General features: G+C 68.7%; 17 protein-coding genes. 12 read left to right on the top strand and 5 right to left on the bottom strand.

Features of this window, described 5'->3' with window-relative positions; all coding sequences use genetic code 11:
• Positions 1-524: gamma carbonic anhydrase family protein (locus tag FV223_RS05850; protein WP_147725918.1), on the top strand; the 524-nt coding region annotated here is incomplete at its 5' end.
• Positions 525-926: 402 nt separating this feature from the next.
• Here the strand turns inward: FV223_RS05850 and FV223_RS05845 are convergent.
• Complete coding sequence (locus FV223_RS05845) at positions 927-1,838, bottom strand: amino acid ABC transporter substrate-binding protein (protein ID WP_147725917.1); 912 nt, start codon at positions 1,836-1,838, stop codon at positions 927-929.
• Between the two features lie 69 nt (positions 1,839-1,907).
• Complete coding sequence (locus FV223_RS05840; RefSeq protein ID WP_147725916.1) at positions 1,908-3,185, bottom strand: dicarboxylate/amino acid:cation symporter; 1,278 nt, start codon at positions 3,183-3,185, stop codon at positions 1,908-1,910.
• A gap of 348 nt (positions 3,186-3,533) precedes the next feature.
• Here FV223_RS05840 and FV223_RS05835 point away from each other — a divergent pair, with 348 nt between their 5' ends.
• The 10 genes from FV223_RS05835 (at position 3,534) to FV223_RS05790 (ending at position 12,875) form a co-directional block, all read left to right on the top strand.
• Positions 3,534-4,451 (top strand): branched-chain amino acid ABC transporter permease LivH, encoded by a 918-nt coding sequence (locus tag FV223_RS05835; RefSeq protein WP_147725915.1) that lies wholly within the window; start codon positions 3,534-3,536, stop codon positions 4,449-4,451.
• Positions 4,451-5,839 (top strand): high-affinity branched-chain amino acid ABC transporter permease LivM, encoded by a 1,389-nt coding sequence (livM, locus tag FV223_RS05830; RefSeq protein ID WP_147725914.1) that lies wholly within the window; start codon positions 4,451-4,453, stop codon positions 5,837-5,839. The genes FV223_RS05835 and livM overlap by 1 nt, the downstream gene beginning before the upstream one ends.
• Positions 5,839-6,717, top strand: a complete 879-nt coding sequence (locus FV223_RS05825; protein WP_147725913.1) for an ABC transporter ATP-binding protein — start codon at positions 5,839-5,841, stop codon at positions 6,715-6,717. Before livM ends, FV223_RS05825 begins: the two co-directional genes overlap by 1 nt.
• Positions 6,714-7,517: an ABC transporter ATP-binding protein gene (locus FV223_RS05820; protein WP_147725912.1), complete on the top strand. Its 804-nt coding sequence runs from the start codon at positions 6,714-6,716 to the stop codon at positions 7,515-7,517. Before FV223_RS05825 ends, FV223_RS05820 begins: the two co-directional genes overlap by 4 nt.
• A 4-nt stretch (positions 7,518-7,521) precedes the next feature.
• Positions 7,522-7,887, top strand: a complete 366-nt coding sequence (locus FV223_RS05815) for a DUF6867 family protein (protein ID WP_147725911.1) — start codon at positions 7,522-7,524, stop codon at positions 7,885-7,887.
• A gap of 87 nt (positions 7,888-7,974) precedes the next feature.
• Positions 7,975-9,096 (top strand): branched-chain amino acid ABC transporter substrate-binding protein, encoded by a 1,122-nt coding sequence (locus FV223_RS05810; protein ID WP_147725910.1) that lies wholly within the window; start codon positions 7,975-7,977, stop codon positions 9,094-9,096.
• A gap of 471 nt (positions 9,097-9,567) precedes the next feature.
• Complete coding sequence (locus tag FV223_RS05805; protein ID WP_187274777.1) at positions 9,568-10,494, top strand: amino acid ABC transporter substrate-binding protein; 927 nt, start codon at positions 9,568-9,570, stop codon at positions 10,492-10,494.
• Between the two features lie 84 nt (positions 10,495-10,578).
• Positions 10,579-11,301 (top strand): amino acid ABC transporter permease, encoded by a 723-nt coding sequence (locus FV223_RS05800; RefSeq protein ID WP_147725909.1) that lies wholly within the window; start codon positions 10,579-10,581, stop codon positions 11,299-11,301.
• Positions 11,301-11,993: an ABC transporter permease subunit gene (locus FV223_RS05795; protein WP_147725908.1), complete on the top strand. Its 693-nt coding sequence runs from the start codon at positions 11,301-11,303 to the stop codon at positions 11,991-11,993. Before FV223_RS05800 ends, FV223_RS05795 begins: the two co-directional genes overlap by 1 nt.
• A 153-nt stretch (positions 11,994-12,146) precedes the next feature.
• Complete coding sequence (locus FV223_RS05790) at positions 12,147-12,875, top strand: amino acid ABC transporter ATP-binding protein (RefSeq protein WP_147725919.1); 729 nt, start codon at positions 12,147-12,149, stop codon at positions 12,873-12,875.
• A gap of 48 nt (positions 12,876-12,923) precedes the next feature.
• Here the strand turns inward: FV223_RS05790 and FV223_RS05785 are convergent, their stop codons facing one another.
• The 3 genes from FV223_RS05785 to FV223_RS05775 form a co-directional block, all read right to left on the bottom strand.
• Entirely contained in the window at positions 12,924-14,042 is a 1,119-nt protein-coding gene (locus tag FV223_RS05785; protein WP_147725907.1) for an alkene reductase, read from the bottom strand.
• Between the two features lie 134 nt (positions 14,043-14,176).
• Positions 14,177-14,818: a GNAT family N-acetyltransferase gene (locus FV223_RS05780; RefSeq protein ID WP_147725906.1), complete on the bottom strand. Its 642-nt coding sequence runs from the start codon at positions 14,816-14,818 to the stop codon at positions 14,177-14,179.
• A complete protein-coding gene (locus FV223_RS05775; RefSeq protein WP_147725905.1) occupies positions 14,818-17,175 on the bottom strand; it encodes an Orn/Lys/Arg decarboxylase N-terminal domain-containing protein in 2,358 nt (785 codons plus the stop codon). Before FV223_RS05775 ends, FV223_RS05780 begins: the two co-directional genes overlap by 1 nt.
• A 292-nt stretch (positions 17,176-17,467) precedes the next feature.
• On the opposite strand from FV223_RS05775, the gene FV223_RS05770 reads away from it, so the two are divergent.
• Positions 17,468-18,136: a DUF1007 family protein gene (locus tag FV223_RS05770; protein ID WP_147725904.1), complete on the top strand. Its 669-nt coding sequence runs from the start codon at positions 17,468-17,470 to the stop codon at positions 18,134-18,136.
• Positions 18,137-18,258: the final 122 nt, after the last annotated feature.

The following is an 18,258-nucleotide window of genomic DNA, read 5'->3' as shown; positions in this document are numbered from 1 at the left end:
GCGATCCGGCCGCGGTCGCCGCCGGCGACCCGCCCGAGGTCGACGAGACGGTCTACGTCGCCAGCACGGCCCGCATCCGCGGCCGCGTCGGGCTCGGCGCCGGATCGAGCGTGCTGTTCTCGTGCGACCTCCATGCCGAGGTCGGGCCGATCGTGGTCGGCGCCGACACCAACATCCAGGACAACACGGTGATCCGCACCCGAGGGGAGGGCGTCGTCATCGGCCGCGACACCACGATCGGCCACAACGTCCGCATTGGCGACAGCCGCATCGGCGCCCGCTCGCTGATCGGCATCGGCGCGACGGTCGCGCCCGGCACGGTGATCGCCGACGACGTCATGCTCGCCGCAGGGGCCACCACCGATCCCGGCCAGCTGCTCGAGGGCGGCTATCTCTGGGGCGGCCGCCCAGCCCGCATCCTCGGCCCGCTCGATGCCGACAAGCGCGCGATGATGGTGCGCATCGTCGAGGGCTACTGCGAGCACGGGCGCGAGTACCGCAAGGCCGAGGCCGGGCAGGGGTGAGCTTGCGTCGCGCGCGTCGCGATAATTGAAGACGCGCCATGGTCTTCGAGAGGGCCCTGACGCGTCCGCGCGTGCCGGTTCGAGCGTCGAGAAGCCCCAGGCCCACCACGCCTACGATAATCGCACATCACAAACGGTCGCTGATGAGCGCGCCTTCCCTCCCCCCTCTGCGGGGGAGGGTGGGCCTCGCGTCAGCGAGGGTCGGGAGAGGGGAGCGCCTTATCCGGACAGCGCGCTCCCCTCTCCCGACCCGCTGCGCGGGCCATCCTCCCCCGCAGAGGGGGGGAGGGGAGACACGTGTCATTTCTTCGCTACGTCAGCCTGGACGGAAAAGGTGCCCGCATCTCGTTCGTTCGCTCGCGTCGGTGAATGACGACGCGACCAGCCGCCATCGAAGCCGCGTCAATCCTCCAGCCCGATCAGCTGGAAGCTGGTGTGCAGGTCGTTGGACATCGGCACGTTCAGCCGCTCGCCGTTCGGCAGGCGCTTGAGGAACCAGCGCTCGTAGGTCCAGCGCAGCTCGCGGCTTTCAGCCAGCCGCGCGAAGGTCGCGGCGACGGCGCCCGCCAGCTCCGGGTCGTCCTTGCGGAACATGATGCCGTAGGGCTCGAACGACAGCTTGTCCGGCAGCACCGTGTACTTCGCGCCGTCGGCGGAATCGTTGGCGATCAGGCCGTAGAGCAGGATGTCGTCGGTGGCGAAGGCGTCGGCGCGGCCGTCCTTGACCATGGCGTAGGATTCCGCGTGGTCCTTTCCGCTCAGGATCTCGGCCTGCAGCTTGAGCTTGGCGAGGATGTCGCGGACGGCGGCCTCGTTGGTGGTGCCGGCGGTGACCACGACCTTCTTGCCGCCGAGGTCGCGATAGGACGCGATCGGCGAGGCCCGGGCCACGAGGAGCTTCGTCGCGCTGATGAAGGTCACCGGCGAGAACGCGACCGTGCGGCGGCGCTCGGCGTTGGCGGTGGTGGAGCCGCATTCGAGATCGACCTTGCCGCCGGACACCGCCGCGAACCGCGTCTCGGAGGTCACCGGCTCGTAGCGCACCTTCAGGTCGGTCCGTCCGGTCTCGCGGCCGATCTCGTCGACGATCTCGCCGCAGAGGTCGATCGCGTAGCCGATCGGGCGCGGGCTGCCGTCGGCCTGCTTGCCCTCGACGAAGGAGAACGGGACCGAGCTGGTGCGATAGCCGATCACCACCTCGCCCTTCGCGGCGATGGTCTTCAGGGAGCCGGTGAGAACGTCGACCGCGCCCGCAGGCCCCGCGATCGCCAGCAGCCCCGCCGCCAACGCCGCCGTCACCGTGCCTGACGCCATCGCGAAACTCCTGATCCGGGCAGCGGGAAAGGATCGGGACCGGCGGCCGGCCCCGGATCGGACGACCGCCTACTCGGCCGCCGCCACGGCGCCGACGTGGTCGAGGCGCTGGTCGCTCGTCGAGAGCTGCCCCTCCCACTTGGCGACGGCCACGGTGGCGATGCTGTTGCCGAGCACGTTGGTGGCCGAGCGGCCCATGTCGAGGAACTGGTCGATGCCGATGATCAGCAGCAGCCCGGCTTCGGGGATGTTGAACTGCGTCAGCGTCGCCGAGATCACCACGAGCGAGGCGCGCGGCACGCCGGCCATGCCCTTCGAGGTCACCATCAGCAGGAACAGCATCGTCAGCTGCTGACCCCAGGTGAGGGGGATGTTGTAAGCCTGTGCGATGAACATCACCGCGAAGGTGCAGTACATCATCGAGCCGTCGAGGTTGAACGAGTAGCCCATCGGCAGCACGAACGAGGTGATGCGGTTGGGCACGCCGAACTGCTCGAGGTTGGTCAGCATCTTCGGGTAGGCCGCCTCGCTCGACGCGGTCGAGAAGGCGAGCACGAACGGCTCCTTGATCAGGTTGAACAGCCGCTTGATCCCGGCTCCGCCGAGCAGCAGGAAGCCGACGCCCATGAGCGCGCCCCAGAGCACGCCCAGCCCGATGTAGAACTCGACCAGGAACTTGCCGTAGGTCACCAGCACGCCGATGCCCTGCGTGGTGATCGTCGCCGCGATCGCCGCGAACACCGCCACGGGGGCGAACAGCATCACGTAGCCGGTGACCTTGAGCATCACGTCGGCGAGGCCCTCGATACCCTTGGCCAGGAACGCGCCCTTCTCGCCGAGCGCGGCGAGCGCCACGCCGAAGAAGATCGAGAACACGACGATCTGCAGGATCTCGTTGTTGGCCATCGCCTCGACCGCGCTCTTGGGCACGAGGTGGGTGACGAACTCCTTCAGCGACAGCGAGGCCGCCTTGAGGCCGGTGCCGGCGCCGACGTCGGGCAGCGGCAGGTTCAGGTTGTGGCCGGGCTGCATGATGTTGACGAGCACGAGGCCGAGCATCAGCGAGCAGAACGAGGCGCCGACGAACCACAGCAGCGCCTTGCCGCCGACGCGGCCGACGCTGGCGGTGTCGCCGAGATGGGCGATGCCGACGACGAGGGTCGAGAACACGAGCGGGGCGATGATCATCTTGATCAGCCGCAGGAAGATGTCGCTGATCAGCGCGATGTAGCCGGCGATCTCCTTGGAGGTCTGCGGGTCCGGCCAAGTGATGCTGCACAGGTATCCGACGACGATGCCGAGCAGCATCCCGACGAAGATCAAGGTGGTCAGCCGCGAACCTGTCATCGGGAACTCCTGGGCGAAAGCGAGCCAGCACGAGACTTCGCGTTAACGAATGTGAAGCAGGAAGCGCGCCATGCGCAAGCGGCCAGGACGGTTTAATCCGTGGGTCCGCGACTTTTGTTTTTCGCGGGGATTGGATTTTCCGGCGTGGCGTTTTCGTCGCGCCGAGGGCTATGCTCCGGCACGGGCGCGGCCGGTTGCGGTTGAGGGGCGTCGCACGGTGTGGCGGCGGCGCCGCTCGTGCGGTACGGGACTTGCGCGTCCGGGATCTGCCGGTTCGGGACTTGCCCTGCCCGGCCTTGCCCCATACGCCATGCGCCGCCGGCCGCGGGCGAGAGAGACGGACACGCGATGGATGTCTTCGTACAGCAGTTGATCAACGGGCTGACGCTCGGGTCGATCTACGGCCTGATCGCGATCGGCTACACGATGGTGTTCGGCATCATCGGCATGGTCAACTTCGCGCACGGCGACGTCTTCATGGTGTCGAGCTTCATCGCGCTGATCGGCTTCCTGATCCTCACCGCCTGGCTCGGCGTCGCCTCGATCGCCCTGGCCTTCCTGATCGTGCTCGTCGTCTCGATGGTGCTGACCGCGCTCTGGGGCTGGGCGATCGAGCGGGTCGCCTACCGGCCGTTGCGCGGGTCGTTCCGGCTGGCGCCGCTGATCTCGGCGATCGGGGTCTCGATCTTCCTCTCGAACTTCGTCCAGGTGACGCAGGGCGCGCGCAACAAGCCGCTGCCGCCGATGCTCTCGGGCGGGATCACCCTGTTCGAGACCGACGGGTTCCAGGTGTTCCTGTCCTACAAGCAGTGCCTGATCATGGCGGTGACCGCGGTGCTGCTCACCGGCTTCTGGTACCTCGTCCAGCGCACGCCCTTCGGCCGGGCGCAGCGCGCCTGCGAGCAGGACCGCAAGATGGCGGCGCTGCTGGGCATCGACGTCGACCGCACGATCTCGCTGACCTTCGTGCTCGGCGCCGCGCTCGCGGCCGTCGCGGGCGTGCTCTACCTGATGTATTACGGCGTGGTCTCCTTCTCCGACGGCTTCGTGCCCGGCGTGAAGGCCTTCACTGCCGCGGTGCTGGGCGGCATCGGCTCGCTGCCGGGCGCTGTGCTGGGCGGCCTGATCATCGGGTTGATCGAGACGTTCTGGTCGGCCTATTTCTCGATCGAGTACAAGGACGTGGCCGCGTTCTCGATTCTCGCGGTGGTGCTCATCTTCATGCCGTCGGGGATTCTCGGCCGCGCCGAGGTCGAGAAGGTCTGATGGCCGCTGCCACCCGCGGGGCCGACGGCCTCACCGGCATCCTGAAGGATGCCGCCATCTACGCGCTCGGAGCCTTCGCGCTCTGCGTGCCCGTGGTCAGCTTCCGGACCGATGCCGGCCCCACCGGCGGGCTCGAGCTGACGCCGCGCTGGGTTCTCGTCGCCGCGCTCTGCGCCGCGATCTTCCTGGCCCGCCTCGCGCAGCGATTGGTCCTGATGCGCCGCGACGCCCGCCGCGCGCTCAGGCCGTCGCGGTCCCAGGCGACGGAAGCCGTCGCCGGCATGCCGAATGCCGGGCAGCGGGTCTCGATGCTGGCCCTGTGGCTGTTCATCGGCGTGGCGCTGACGCTGCCCGTCGTCGCCGCGCTCGCGAGCGGCAGCCTCGGGGAGGGACGCTACTGGATCGACCTCGGCATCCTGATCCTCACCTATGTGATGCTCGGCTGGGGCCTCAACATCGTCGTCGGCCTCGCCGGCCTGCTCGATCTCGGCTACGTCGCCTTCTACGCGGTCGGCGCCTACTCCTACGCGCTGCTCTCCACCACCTTCGGCCTGTCGTTCTGGATCTGCCTGCCGCTCGCGGGCCTGTTCGCCGCCCTGTGGGGCATGCTGCTCGGCTTCCCCGTGCTGCGCCTGCGCGGCGACTACCTCGCCATCGTGACGCTGGCCTTCGGCGAGATCATCCGCCTCGTCCTGATCAACTGGGTCGACGTCACCGGTGGCGGCGCCGGCATCTCGTCGATCCCGCGCGCGACCTTCTTCGGCATCCCCTTCACCGCGGGCGAGGACGGGTTCGCCGCCCGCTTCGGGCTGACCTTCGACTCGATGCACCGGGTCGTGTTCCTGTACTACCTCATCCTCGCGCTCGCCCTGATCACCAACGTCGTGACGCTGCGGCTGCGACGGCTGCCGATCGGCCGCGCCTGGGAGGCCCTGCGCGAGGACGAGATCGCCTGCCGCTCGCTCGGCATCAACACCACCACGACGAAGCTGACGGCCTTCGCCCTCGGCGCCGCCTTCGGCGGTTTCGCCGGCTCGTTCTTCGCCGTGCGCCAGGGGTTCATCTCCCCGGAGAGCTTCAACTTCCTGGAGAGCGCGATCATCCTGGCGATCGTGGTGCTCGGCGGCATGGGCAGCCAGGTCGGCGTCGCCATCGCCGCGGTGGCGATGGTCGGCGGCCCCGAGATGCTGCGAAACCTCGGCTTCCTGAAGTCCATCTTCGGCCAGGGCTTCGACCCGAACGAGTACCGCCTGCTGCTGTTCGGCCTCGCCATGGTGGCGATGATGGTCTGGCGTCCGCGCGGGCTGATCTCGGAGCGAACGCCCTCGGTGGCGCTGGGCGAGCGCCGCGCGATCTCGGGCGCGCATGTCAGCGAGGGCCACGGCTGATGACCGAGCCGACCACCCGCGCCGACGCCGTGCTGACCGTCGACCACCTGACCATGCGCTTCGGCGGGCTGACGGCCGTCGGCGACCTGTCGTTCCAGGCCCATCGCGGCGACATCACCGCGCTGATCGGGCCGAACGGCGCCGGCAAGACCACCGTCTTCAACTGCATCACCGGCTTCTACAAGCCGACCGAGGGGATGCTGACGCTCGCCCATGCCGACGGCTCGAAGCATCTGCTGGAGCGCCTGCCGAACCATGCCGTGAACCGGATCGGCCGGGTCGCGCGCACCTTCCAGAACATCCGCCTGTTCCAGGGGATGACGGTGCTGGAGAACCTTCTCGTCGCCCAGCACGCGCCGCTGATGCGGGCGTCGGGCATGACCGTGCTCGGGCTGCTCGGCCTGCCGGTCTACCGCCGGGCCGAGGCCGCGGCGATCGAGCGGGCGAAGGAGTGGCTCGTCCGCATCGGCCTGATCGAGCGGGCCGATGACCCCGCCGGCGATCTGCCCTACGGCGCCCAGCGCCGGCTCGAGATCGCCCGCGCGATGTGCACCGAGCCGGTGCTGCTCTGCCTCGACGAGCCGGCCGCCGGCCTCAACCCGCGCGAATCGGGCGAGCTCAACGCGCTGCTGCGCCACATCCGCGACGCGCACGACACCTCCGTGCTGCTGATCGAGCACGACATGTCCGTGGTGATGGAGATCTCCGACCACGTCGTCGTGCTCGATTACGGCGTGAAGATCGCCGACGGCACCCCCGGCGAGGTCCGGGCCGACCCGCGCGTCATCGCCGCCTATCTCGGCGTCGAGGACGAGGAGGTCGAGGCCGTCGAGGCGGAGGTCGGCCTCACCGTCACCCATCTGGAGGTCGAGGCTTGAGCGTCGCCGGGATCAACGTGCTCGTGGAGGAGACCAGGGCGCTCGCGGCCGGGAAGGCTCCGGCCAAGACCCTGCTCGCGGTGCGCGGCGTCTCGACCTACTACGGCAGCGTCGCGGCTTTGCGCGGCGTCGATCTCGACGTCACCGAGGGCGAGATCGTTACGCTGATCGGCGCCAACGGCGCCGGCAAGTCGACCCTGATGATGACGATCTTCGGGGCGCCGCAGGCGCGCGAAGGCACCATCACCTACGACGGGCGCGACATCACCCGCCTGCCGACCCACGAGATCGCGCGGCTCGCGATTGCGCAGTCGCCGGAGGGCCGCCGGGTCTTCCCGCGCATGAGCGTGCACGAGAACCTGCAGATGGGCGCCGCGCTCCACGACGGGCGGTACTTCGCCCAGGACCTGGAGCGCGTCTGCGCCCTGTTCCCCCGCCTGAAGGAGCGCCTGACCCAGCGCGCCGGCACCATGTCCGGCGGCGAGCAGCAGATGCTGGCCATCGCCCGCGCGCTGATGAGCCGGCCGCGCCTCCTGCTGCTCGACGAGCCCTCGCTCGGGCTTGCGCCGCTGGTGGTGAAGGGCATCTTCGACGCGGTGCGCGACCTGAACCGGCGCGACGGCATGACGATCTTCCTCGTGGAGCAGAACGCCTACCACGCGCTGAAGCTGGCGCATCGCGGCTACGTGCTGGTCAACGGGCGCATCACCATGAGCGGCACCGGCCGGGCGCTGCTCGCCGACCCCGCGATCAAGGCCGCCTATCTCGAGGGCGGCCACGGCGCCCCGGTGGAGGTCTGACGCGATGCAGGGCCTGATCTACGAAGAGGAGTCGATCGGCCTCTTCCTCCTCGTCACCGTCGCGATGGGCGGCTGGGCCGGGTGGATGGCCGCCCGCGGCCTGGCCAAGGCATGGCGCCCGTTCTGGCAGATCGTGCCGGCGCTCCTCGCGGTGGCGGCGGCGGTGCGATTCATCCACTTCGCGCTATTCGGCGGCACGCTTTTGTCAGCCCAATACTATGCGGTCGACGCCATCGTCGTCATGATCGTCGGCGCGGCGGGCTACCGCCGGACGCGGACGCGGCAGATGACGACCCAGTATCGCTGGCTCTACGAGCGGACTTCGCCGCTGACGTGGCGGACACGCGAGCCGGCGGCCGGCGGGCCGTGATGGCATTCGGCGCGCGCGCGTGCCGAGCGCACGATTCTTGCCCGGCGCCGACGGTCCGAATTCAGATCACAACCAAGGGGATTTGAGATGAGAGCGTTACTACTGGCGGGCCTCGGGCTCGGTGCCATGCTCGCGGCGGCCCAGGCGGCCGAAATCAAGCTCGGCATCGCCGCGCCGATCACCGGCAACAGCGCCGCGATCGGCACGCAGCTCAAGAACGGCGCCACCCAGGCCGTCGAGGACCTGAACAAGTCCGGGGCGGTGAAGGGCACGACGTTCTCGGTCCTGGTCGGCGACGACGCGTCCGATCCGAAGCAGGGCGTCTCGGTCGCCAACAAGTTCGCCTCCGACGGCGTGAAGGTGGTGGTCGGCGACTACAATTCCGGCGTCTCGATCCCGGCCTCCGACGTCTACCAGGACGCCGGCATCATCCAGGTCACGCCGGCCTCGACGGCGGTGAAGTTCACCGAGCGCGGCCTCTGGAACGTGTTCCGCACCTGCGGTCGCGACGACCAGCAGGGCGCGGTCGCTGGCGAGTATCTCGCGACGCACTTCAAGGGCAAGAAGATCGCCTTCGTCCACGACAAGACCCCCTACGGCAAGGGCCTCGCCGACGAGACCCTGAAGGCGCTGAAGGCCAAGGGCGGCAAGGACGCGATCTACGAGGGCATCAACCCGGGCGAGAAGGACTATTCGGCGCTCGTGTCGAAGCTGAAATCCGCCAAGATCGACGTGGTCTACTTCGGCGGCTACTACACCGAAGCCGGCCTGATCCTGCGCCAGATGAGCGACCAGGGCCTGAAGGCGCCGCTGATGGGCGGCGACGGCCTCGTCGACAAGGAGCTGGTGGCGATCGCCGGGCCGGCGGCGGAGGGCACGCTGACGACGTTCCCGCCGGACGCGCGCAAGAACCCCAACGCCAAGGACGCGCTCGCCGGCTTCAAGGCGAAGGGCATCGATCCGGAGGGCTACACCCTCTACTCGTACGCCGCGGTCCAGGTGCTGGCCAAGGCCATGTCCGAGACCGGGTCGACCGACGGCAAGAAGCTCGCGGACTGGCTGCACCAGGGCAAGCCGGTCGACACCGTCGTCGGCCCGATCGCCTACGACAAGAAGGGCGACATCACGAAGCCCGACTACGTGATGTACCAGTGGAAGAAGAACGCGGCCGGCAACATCGATTACGCCGGCAACGAGCTGACCAAGTAGCGCGTCCTCGCGTCGCCGCGTCCGAGCCGTCCCGCACCGCGCGGGGCGGCTCTTTCATGCCCACGCGGCGAGACAGATTGGCGGCTTTCCAGGCATAATCGTCGCCGAACCCCGGATTCCCGGTGCGCCCGCTCACGAAACGTGCACACTGCACCCTGCATGGGCGAAAATGCCCGGCTCCGAGGTTCGGATCGACAACCGGGTGGAACCTGTGAACGCCGACGCGCGACGGCCTCGCTCCATGCGGGCAGACCGCTTACGGACGAAGACCGAAATTGGTCCCGGTCCCGCGACGGTGCGGGACGACCCGGTCCCGATGCTCGCGAGAGTTGTCCCCACCATATCGGCCAAGCTTGCTTCGCCCGCCCCCGTTCCGGCACCATCATTGCAGAGGCACGGCCAGCGCCGGCCGCTTTCTGCGCGTCCGCCACACGCCGCCATGTTCGTGCGGCTCGTTTCGGGAGTTTCGTTTTGACGCAATCCAAGTTCGATCGTCGCGGGATCGTGGCCGCCCTCGCGCTCGGCGCGGCCGTGGTCTCCGCCGGCGCGCAGGCCCAGGAGCTGACCGGCACGCTGAAGAAGGTGAAGGACACTAACGCCCTCACCATCGGCTACCGTGATTCCTCGGTTCCGTTCTCCTACCTCGACGGCGACCAGAAGCCGGTCGGCTACGCGATGGACATCTGCCTCAAGATCGCCGAGGCGGTGAAGAAGGAGCTCAAGCTCCCGGGCATGGAGGTGAAGCTCAACCCGGTCACCTCCGCGACCCGCATCCCGCTGATCGCCAACGGCACGATCGATCTCGAGTGCGGGTCGACGACGAACAACGCCGACCGCCAGAAGCAGGCGGCATTCACCAACACCCACTTCCTGACGGCGACGCGCTACGTCTCGAAGAAGGACGCCAAGCTGCACACGATCGACGACCTCAAGGGCAAGACCGTGGTCTCGACCTCGGGCACGACGAACATCAAGCAGATCAACGAGGCCAACACCGCCAAGAGCATGGGCCTGACGATCCTGCCCGCCAAGGACCACGCCGAGGCGTTCCTGATGGTCGAGACCGGCCGTGCCGTCGCCTTCGTGATGGACGACGTGCTGCTCGCCTCGCTGGTCGCCGGCTCCAAGACCCCCGACGCCTACGAGATCTCGACGGAAGCCCTGTCGAAGCCCGAGCCCTACGGCATCATGCTGCGCAAGGACGACGCGCCGTTCAAGGCGGTGGCGGATGCCGCGACGAAGGCTTTGTACGAGAGCCCCGAGGGCAAGGCGCTCTACAGCAAGTGGTTCGAGAAGCCGATCCCGCCGCGCAACATCAACCTCAAGCTTCCGATGAGCGAGGCGATGGCCAAGCAGTTCAAGAGCCCGAGCGACAGCGCCGACCCGGCCGCCTACTGAGCCTGAGCCGGCGGATCCCGGGCGGCACTGCCGCCCGGGATCCGCGACACGGATCGAACGAACGAGAACGGTGAAGCGCGGGCGATGAACTACAACTGGAATTGGGGCATCTTCTTCGAACAATCGCCCGAAGGCACCGGCACCTACGCCGACATGCTGCTCTCGGGCCTGGTCTGGACGATCGCGACCGCGCTCTGCTCCTGGATCATCGCCTTCTTTCTCGGCTCGCTGATCGGCGTGATGCGGACGCTGCCCTCCAAGGGCGCCAATGCCGTCGGCACGGCCTATGTCGAGCTGTTCCGCAACATCCCGCTGCTGGTGCAGATGTTCCTGTGGTACTTCGTGCTTCCGGAGGTGCTGCCGCAGGCGTGGGGCAACGCGCTGAAGCAGCTGCCGAACGCGCCGTTCTACACCGGCGTCGTCTGCCTCGGTTTCTTCACCGCCTCCCGCGTCGCCGAGCAAGTCCGCGCCGGTATCCAATCGCTGCCCCGGGGCCAGCGCCTCGCCGGCACGGCGATGGGCTTCACGGTCTACCAGACCTATCGCTACGTGCTGCTGCCGAACGCCTACCGGATCATCCTGCCGCCGATGACCTCGGAGTTCCTGAACAACCTCAAGAACACCTCCGTCGCCCTCACCATCGGCCTGCTCGAGCTGACGGCCCGCGCGCGCTCGATGCAGGAATTCTCGTTCCAGGTTTTCGAGGCGTTCACGGCGGCGACCATCCTGTACGTCCTCATCAACCTCGTCGTCATCCTGCTCGCGTCCCTCCTGGAGCGCAGCGTGGCGGTTCCCGGGCAGCGCTGATGTTCTCGAACTTCGATTTCGGCGTCGTCTTCGGATCGCTGCCCTACCTGTTCGGTCAGGGCATGGTCTTCACCGTCACCCTGACCGCGCTCGCCGCCGGCATGGGCGTCATCCTCGGGACCCTGCTGGCGATGGCGCGCCTTTCGGGCGTGCCCGGCCTCAAGCACGTGGCCAAGGTCTATGTCGAGCTGATGCGCTCCCTGCCGCTCGTGCTGGTGATCTTCTGGTTCTACTTTCTGGTCCCCTATATCGGCGCCTACCTCACCGGCGCCTCGCGCCCGATCCAGGTCGGCGCCTTCTCCTCCGCGCTGATCACCTTCACGCTGTTCGAGGCGGCGTACTTCTCCGAGATCATGCGCGCTGGCATCCAGTCGATCCCGAAGGGGCAGACCGGGGCGGCCTACGCGCTGGGCATGACCTACGCGCAGACGATGATCACCGTCGTGCTGCCGCAGGCCTTCCGCAACATGCTGCCGCTGCTTCTGACGCAGACGATCGTCCTCTTCCAGGACACCTCGCTGGTCTACGTGCTGTCGCTGACCGACTTCCTGGGGGCGGCCTCGAAGGTGGCCCAGCGCGACGGGCGCCTGGTCGAGATGTACCTGTTCGCCGCGGTCGTCTACTTCGCCGTGTGCTTCTCGGCCTCGTTCCTGGTACGCCGGCTGCAGCGCCGCGTCGCCATCATCCGCTGATCGCCGTACAAGGACCGCGTTATGACCTCGACGCCGATGCCGGCCCCCACCGCCAAGACCCCCGTCGCTCCCGGCTCCGTCGCGCCGACGGATGCCGGCCTGCAGTCCGGCCCGCTGTCGAGCCCGCCGCCGAAGCTCGCGACCGGCGCGCCGATGATCGCCATCGACAACGTCAGCAAGTGGTACGGCGACTTTCAGGTGCTGACGAACTGCACCACGCAGGTCGCCAAGGGCGAGGTCGTGGTGGTCTGCGGCCCCTCGGGCTCGGGCAAGTCGACCCTGATCAAGTGCGTCAACGCTCTGGAGCCGATCCAGAAGGGCCAGATCACGGTCAACGACACCAAGGTCGTCGACAAGGCCACCGACCTGCCGAAGCTCCGCTCCCGCGTGGGGATGGTGTTCCAGCACTTCGAGCTGTTTCCGCACCTCTCGATCACCGAGAATCTCACCGTCGCCCAGCGCAAGGTGCTGAAGCGCCCGGCCGAGGAGGCGAAGAAGAAGGGGCTCGACCTGCTCGCCCGCGTCGGCCTGTCGGCGCACGCCAACAAGTATCCCGGCCAGCTCTCCGGCGGTCAGCAGCAGCGCGTGGCGATCGCCCGCGCGCTGGCGATGAACCCGGTGGTGATGCTGTTCGACGAGCCGACCTCGGCGCTCGACCCCGAGATGGTCGGCGAGGTGCTCGACGTGATGGTCGAGCTCGCGAAGGAGGGCATGACCATGATGGTGGTGACCCACGAGATGGGCTTTGCCCGCAAGGTCGCCGACCGGGTCATCTTCATGGATCGCGGCGAGATCGTCGAGGACGCCCGCAAGGACGACTTTTTCGGCCAGCCGCGCAGCGAGCGCGCGCAGCAGTTCCTGTCGAAGATCCTGCAGCACTGAACCTCGCGCGCGACCCGGCGCGCCCCGTGAGCGCGCCGGGTCCGAGCGTCAGCGCTTGATCGCCACCGGCCCGTTCATGCCGGGCCAATCCGAGTAGCCGTTGGCACCGCCGCCGTACCAGTACGGCTTCGGCGCCTCGGCGAGAGGGGCGCCGGACGCCAGCCGTCCCACGAGGTCGGGATTGGCGATGAAGGGCCGGCCGAAGCTGAACAGGTCGGCGTGCCCATCCGCGAGCTCCTTCTCGGCCAGCTCCAGCGTGTACTGGTTGTTGCCGACATAGGCCCCCGAAAAGCGCTTCCGCAGGTCGAGAAAGTCGACGCTGTCGGGCACGTCGCGGGTCTGCTGGGTCACGCCCTCGATGGTGTGGATGTAGAGTAGGCCGAACTGCGACAGCGCATCGACGTAGGCGCCGAAGGTCGCGTGCGGATCGCTGTCGAGGGGCGTCTTGCCGGGCTCGGTCGTCGCCGGGGAGAGGCGGATGCCGACGCGGTGACCGCCGCCCCAGACGTCCGTGACCGCCTTCACCACCGCGAGCGGAAACCGCAGCCGGTTCTCGATCGATCCGCCATACGCGTCGGTGCGCGTGTTCGTCGAATCGCGGACGAACTGCTCGAGCAGATAGTTGTTGGCCGAGTGGATCTCGACGCCGTCGAACCCGGCGCGCTTCGCGTTCTCGGCGGCGCGTCGGTAATCCTCGACGATTCCCGGGATCTCGTCGGCCTCCAGGGCGCGCGGCGTCACGTGCGCCTTCATGCCCTCCTCGGTGAAGGCGGTGCCCTCCGGCCGGATCGCCGAGGCCGAGACCGGCGGCCGATGTTCCGGTTGCAGGTCGGGATGCGAGATCCGACCTGTGTGCCAGAGCTGCAGGAAGATGCGGCCGCCGTTGGCGTGCACCGTGCCGACGATCCGGCGCCAGGCCTCGACCTGCGCCTCCGACCAGATCCCCGGCGTGTAGGCGTAGCCGACGGCCTGCGGCGAGATGTTGGTCGCCTCCGAGATGATCAGCCCCGCGGTGGCGCGCTGGCCGTAATAATCGGCGGCGAAATCCGGCGGCACGCCGTCGGTCGAGGAACGGCTCCGGGTCAGCGGCGCCATCACGATGCGGTTGCTGAGGGTGAGGTCGCCGAGGGTGTAGGGCTGCAGCACGGGGCTGTCGGAGCGGGGCATGCCGGGTCCTTTGTCGCAGGCGGTCGCGCGGCTCACGGCGATGGACGGTCCGCCGGGCCGCGAGCGCGGGTGTCCGACAACGTGCCGCGCCGGCGGGAGTTCGCCGCAGCGCACCGGCGGGCGTCGGGCCCCGGCTACTTCCCGGTCCAGTCGTGCCCCGCCACCAGCGCCTCCACCGGCTTCCGCCACGTCGAGGGCTGGTCGTCGGAGCCGGAGCCGAGGGCGCATTGCACCATCACGCTGTCGCTCCAGCGGCCGTACTTGTAGCCGACCGCGGGCAGGTGGCCGACGCGGACGAAGCCGCAGGCCTCGTGCAGGCGCAGCGAAGCCGCGTTCTCGGAATCGATGTAGCCGATCATCTGACGGTAGCCGCCCGCGGCGCAGGCCTCGATCAGCGCCGGCAGCAGGCGTCGGCCGATCCCGGCATGCAGGTGCTCGGGATGCACGTAGATCGAGTGCTTGAGCGTGTAGCGGTAGGCCGGCCGCTTCCGGAACGGCACCGCGTAGGCGTAGCCCGCGACCTGACCGTTCCGGTCGGCGACGAGGTGGGGCAGGCGCTTCTTGCGCATGGTCTTGCGGCGGCGGCGCAGGTCGTCGGGGAGGAGGCGATCCTCCTCGAAGTCGCCGACGTCGCCGACGCCGCGGCGGATGTGGTGCTCGTAGATCGCCACCATCGCTGCGAGGTCCGCGTCCGACGACGGGCGGATGACGATGTCGGCGCAGGACGCGGCCGGCTCTGGGATCGCGAAGTCGCCCGCCGGGCCCGCGTCCTCCATCAGCGCGCCTCGCGCATGACGTAGGTGTGGAAGCGGATCTGCCCGTCCGGCTCGACCTGACGGTACACGCCCTGGATCTCGGCCTCGAAGCCGGGGAACAGGTTCGCGGAGCGCTCGAACATCTTGAAATAGTCCAGCATCGGCTTGGCCCGCTCATCGATCCGCTCGCCGGGCAGCACCGTGCCGATCCCGGGCGGGTAGACCAGAAGCAAGGTCGTCGCCACACGCCCCTCGGCTTCGGCAATCGGGACGAAATCGACGTTGTTGCGGGTCAGCATCTGCGCCGCAGCCTTGGGCGCCATCACCATCTCGGGCAGGTGCTCGGGCTGGAACTGCTTGCGCTGGAGCATCGAGGTGCCGTGCTCGCGGTGGAAGGCGTGGAAGTCGGCGCAGAGGTCGCGAAGCCGCACGCCGCGGTAGCGGTTCGGCCGCCGCCGCACGAACTCCGGCATCGCGTCCTCCAGGAGCACGTTGTCGTCGTGCAGGCGCTTGAAGGCGACGAGGCCCGAGATCAGCGTGCCGGCCTTCGAGGATTCGACGCCGGGGGTCAGCAGGAAGAGCAGCGAGTTCAGGTCGTTCTTCTCGGCGACGATGCGGTTCTCGCGCAGGTACTGCGCGACGATCGGGGCCGGAACGCCGTGGGCGGCGTATTCCCCGGTCGCCCGGTCGAAGCCCGGCGTCAGCACCGTCAGCTTGTTCGGGTCGGTCATCGCGTAGCCGGGCGAGGTTTCGGGCCCGACATGGGTGAAGCCGTGCCAGCGCGCGCCGGGGCGCAGCTCCCAGTGCTTCGGGTCCGAGGCGAGCACGTCCGTCGTCAGGCTCTCCCACGGCACGTTCACGCCGTCCGGGCCGGGGGTCACGTCGGGCACGAAGGCGTCGAAGAACCAGCGCCGGTTCGGATCGCCCTCCTTCTCCTCGAACTCGCGGCGGATGGCGCGGACCTTCTTGCGCCACTCGATCCCGAGACGGATCGTGTCGTCCCACAGGATCATGCCCGAGCGGCCCTTCATCATCTGCGCCCCGACGTCGAGCGAGGCGAAGATCGGGTAGAACGGCGAGGTCGAGGCGTGGACGAGGAAGCTTTCGTTGAGGCGGCGGTGCTCGACGCGCCGGGTCTGGCCGCGGATGTGCCCGTCCTTGGTGTGGATCTGCGAGGCTTGGCTGAAGCTCGCGAGCTGCTTGTGGGTCGATTGCGTGGCGATGATGCCCGGCGAGGTCTCGTCGAGCCCCTTCAGGCCCATGGCGAAGCGGCCGACGAAGAGCGGGTGGAACTTCATGAAGCCGGCCCAGGCCTCGTCGAACAGGATGTAATCGCACAGGTGCCCGATCCGATCGACGACGCCCTGCGCGTCGAGGATCGTGCCGTCGTAGGTGCACTGCTCGATCACCGCGACGCGGAACGGACGCTCGCGGCGCCACGCCTCCTTGTCCTCGACCAGCGGGTTGCGGCGGATCTTCTCGCGGATCGCGGTCTCGTCCAGGGCCTCGTGGTAGATCGGCCCGATCAGCCCGTAGGCGTTGCGGTCGGTCTCGAGGAAGATCGGGATGCCGCCAGCGAGCATCAGGGCGCCGTGATGGGCGGCCTTGTGGTTGTTGCGGTCGAACAGGACGAGGTCGCCCTCCGCGACCAGAGACCCGAGCACCACCTTGTTCGAGGCCGAGGTGCCGTTGAGGACGAAGTAGGTCTTCTCCGCCCCGAAGATCTGCGCCGCCTCCTTCTGCGCCTTCAGCGCCGGCCCCTCGTGGGTCAGGAGGTCGCCGAGGTCGAGGACCGAGTTGTCGAGGTCGTCGCGGAAGATCGCCTCGCCGAGGTGCTCGACGAAGATCCGCCCGATCGGCGAGCGGTTGTAGAAGATGCCGCCGTTGTGGCCCGGGCAGGTCCAGAGCTGGTTGCCCTTCTCGGCGTAGTCGACGAGCGCGCCGAAGAACGGCGTCTTCAGGGTCTCGGCGTACTGGGTCACGCGGGAGACGAGGCCGCGGGCGATGAATTCTGGCGTCTCCTCCGCCAGGAAGATGTAGCCGTCGATGAAGTCGAGCAGCTCGACCGGGATGTCCTCCAGGCGCTTGCGGCGCACGAGGATGACGATCGGCATCTCGAGGCCGCGCCGCCGCATCATGTCGATCAGCGAGGCCGCCTTGCCGTCGAGGCCGCGCTTGCCCCAGTCGACCACCATGCAGCCGATCGCCGCGTCGGTCTGCACGGCGATCGCCGCGTCCTCGACGCGCCGCGCCCGGATCACCTCGAAGCCGCGCCCCTCGACCGCGGTGACGATCTGCGCGACGCGGACGCCTTCGAGGTCGTCCGGATCGAAGGCCGGCGCGCACATCAGCACAGTGAAGCGGCGGTGAAAGTCCATGGAAAGCCTCTGGCCTGACGGGTCGGCGCCTGCCTGCGACGCCATCATGACGGTTGGATGACGGTGCGGGCGAACGGCGCGGGATCTTGCCGGGGCGGCGGCCGACCTTCGGTCCGCTCGGGTAATACGATCGGCCCGCCATGGCCATGACGACGATGCCTCGGGCCACCCGCTCGACCGCTCCGCGCATCGGCCGCGTCGCGCTCCGCCTCGCTTTCGCCCCAGCGCCTGCGGACAAGGTGGCCCGCGCTTAACGGATCCTTCACCACAGCGCCGCGAGCGTCCCAAACGCATGAAGCCGACAGCCGCGATCCTTCGTCCCGCACTGGCCGCCGCATGGCTGGCCTCCGCCGTCGCGCCCGCAGCGGCCCACCCGCACGTCTGGGTGACCGCGAAGGCCGAGATTGGGTACGCGGGCGGCAAGGTGGTCGCGGTACGCCACGTCTGGACCTTCGACGCCGCCTACACGGCCTTCGTCACCCAGGGGCTCGACGCGAACAAGGACGGCAAGCTGACGCCGGACGAGCTTCAGACCCTCGCCGCCGAGAACACCGGGAGTCTCGCCGAGTTCGGCTACTTCACCAAGCTGAAGGTCGGCGGCAAGGAGCAGGCCTTCGCCGACCCGGTCGAGCCGCGGATGGCGATGGAGGGCGACACCCTCACCCTGAGCTTCCGCCTGCCGCTGAAGACGCCGCCCGCGCAGGGGCGCGGCGTGCTCGCGCTCGAGGTCTACGACCCGACCTACTTCGTGTCCTTCGGCCTGTCCGAGGCGCCGGATGCAGCGACGCTCGTCGGCGCACCGAGCGGCTGCGCGGCGACGGTGACGCGGCCGAAGACCCCCGAGCCCAAGACGGCGGAGGCCGGCGCCCCCGGGATGAGCGAGGCGTTCTTCGAGGCGCTGACGGCCGCTTCCGGCTACGGGGTGCAGTTCGCGAACCGGATCCTCGTCGCATGTCCGTAGGCGCCACGCTCGCCGTCCAGCCCGCAAGCCGCGGGCCGCTGCGGCTGATGCTGGTCGCCGCCGCCGTCGCGGTCGCGGCCTGAAGGCTGCGCGAAAAGCTCGACTGGATCGCCAGGAGCCAG

This window comes from Methylobacterium sp. WL116 (assembly GCF_008039455.1).
Lineage (GTDB): Bacteria > Pseudomonadota > Alphaproteobacteria > Rhizobiales > Beijerinckiaceae > Methylobacterium.
This window is presented reverse-complemented; position numbering and strand designations above follow the sequence as displayed.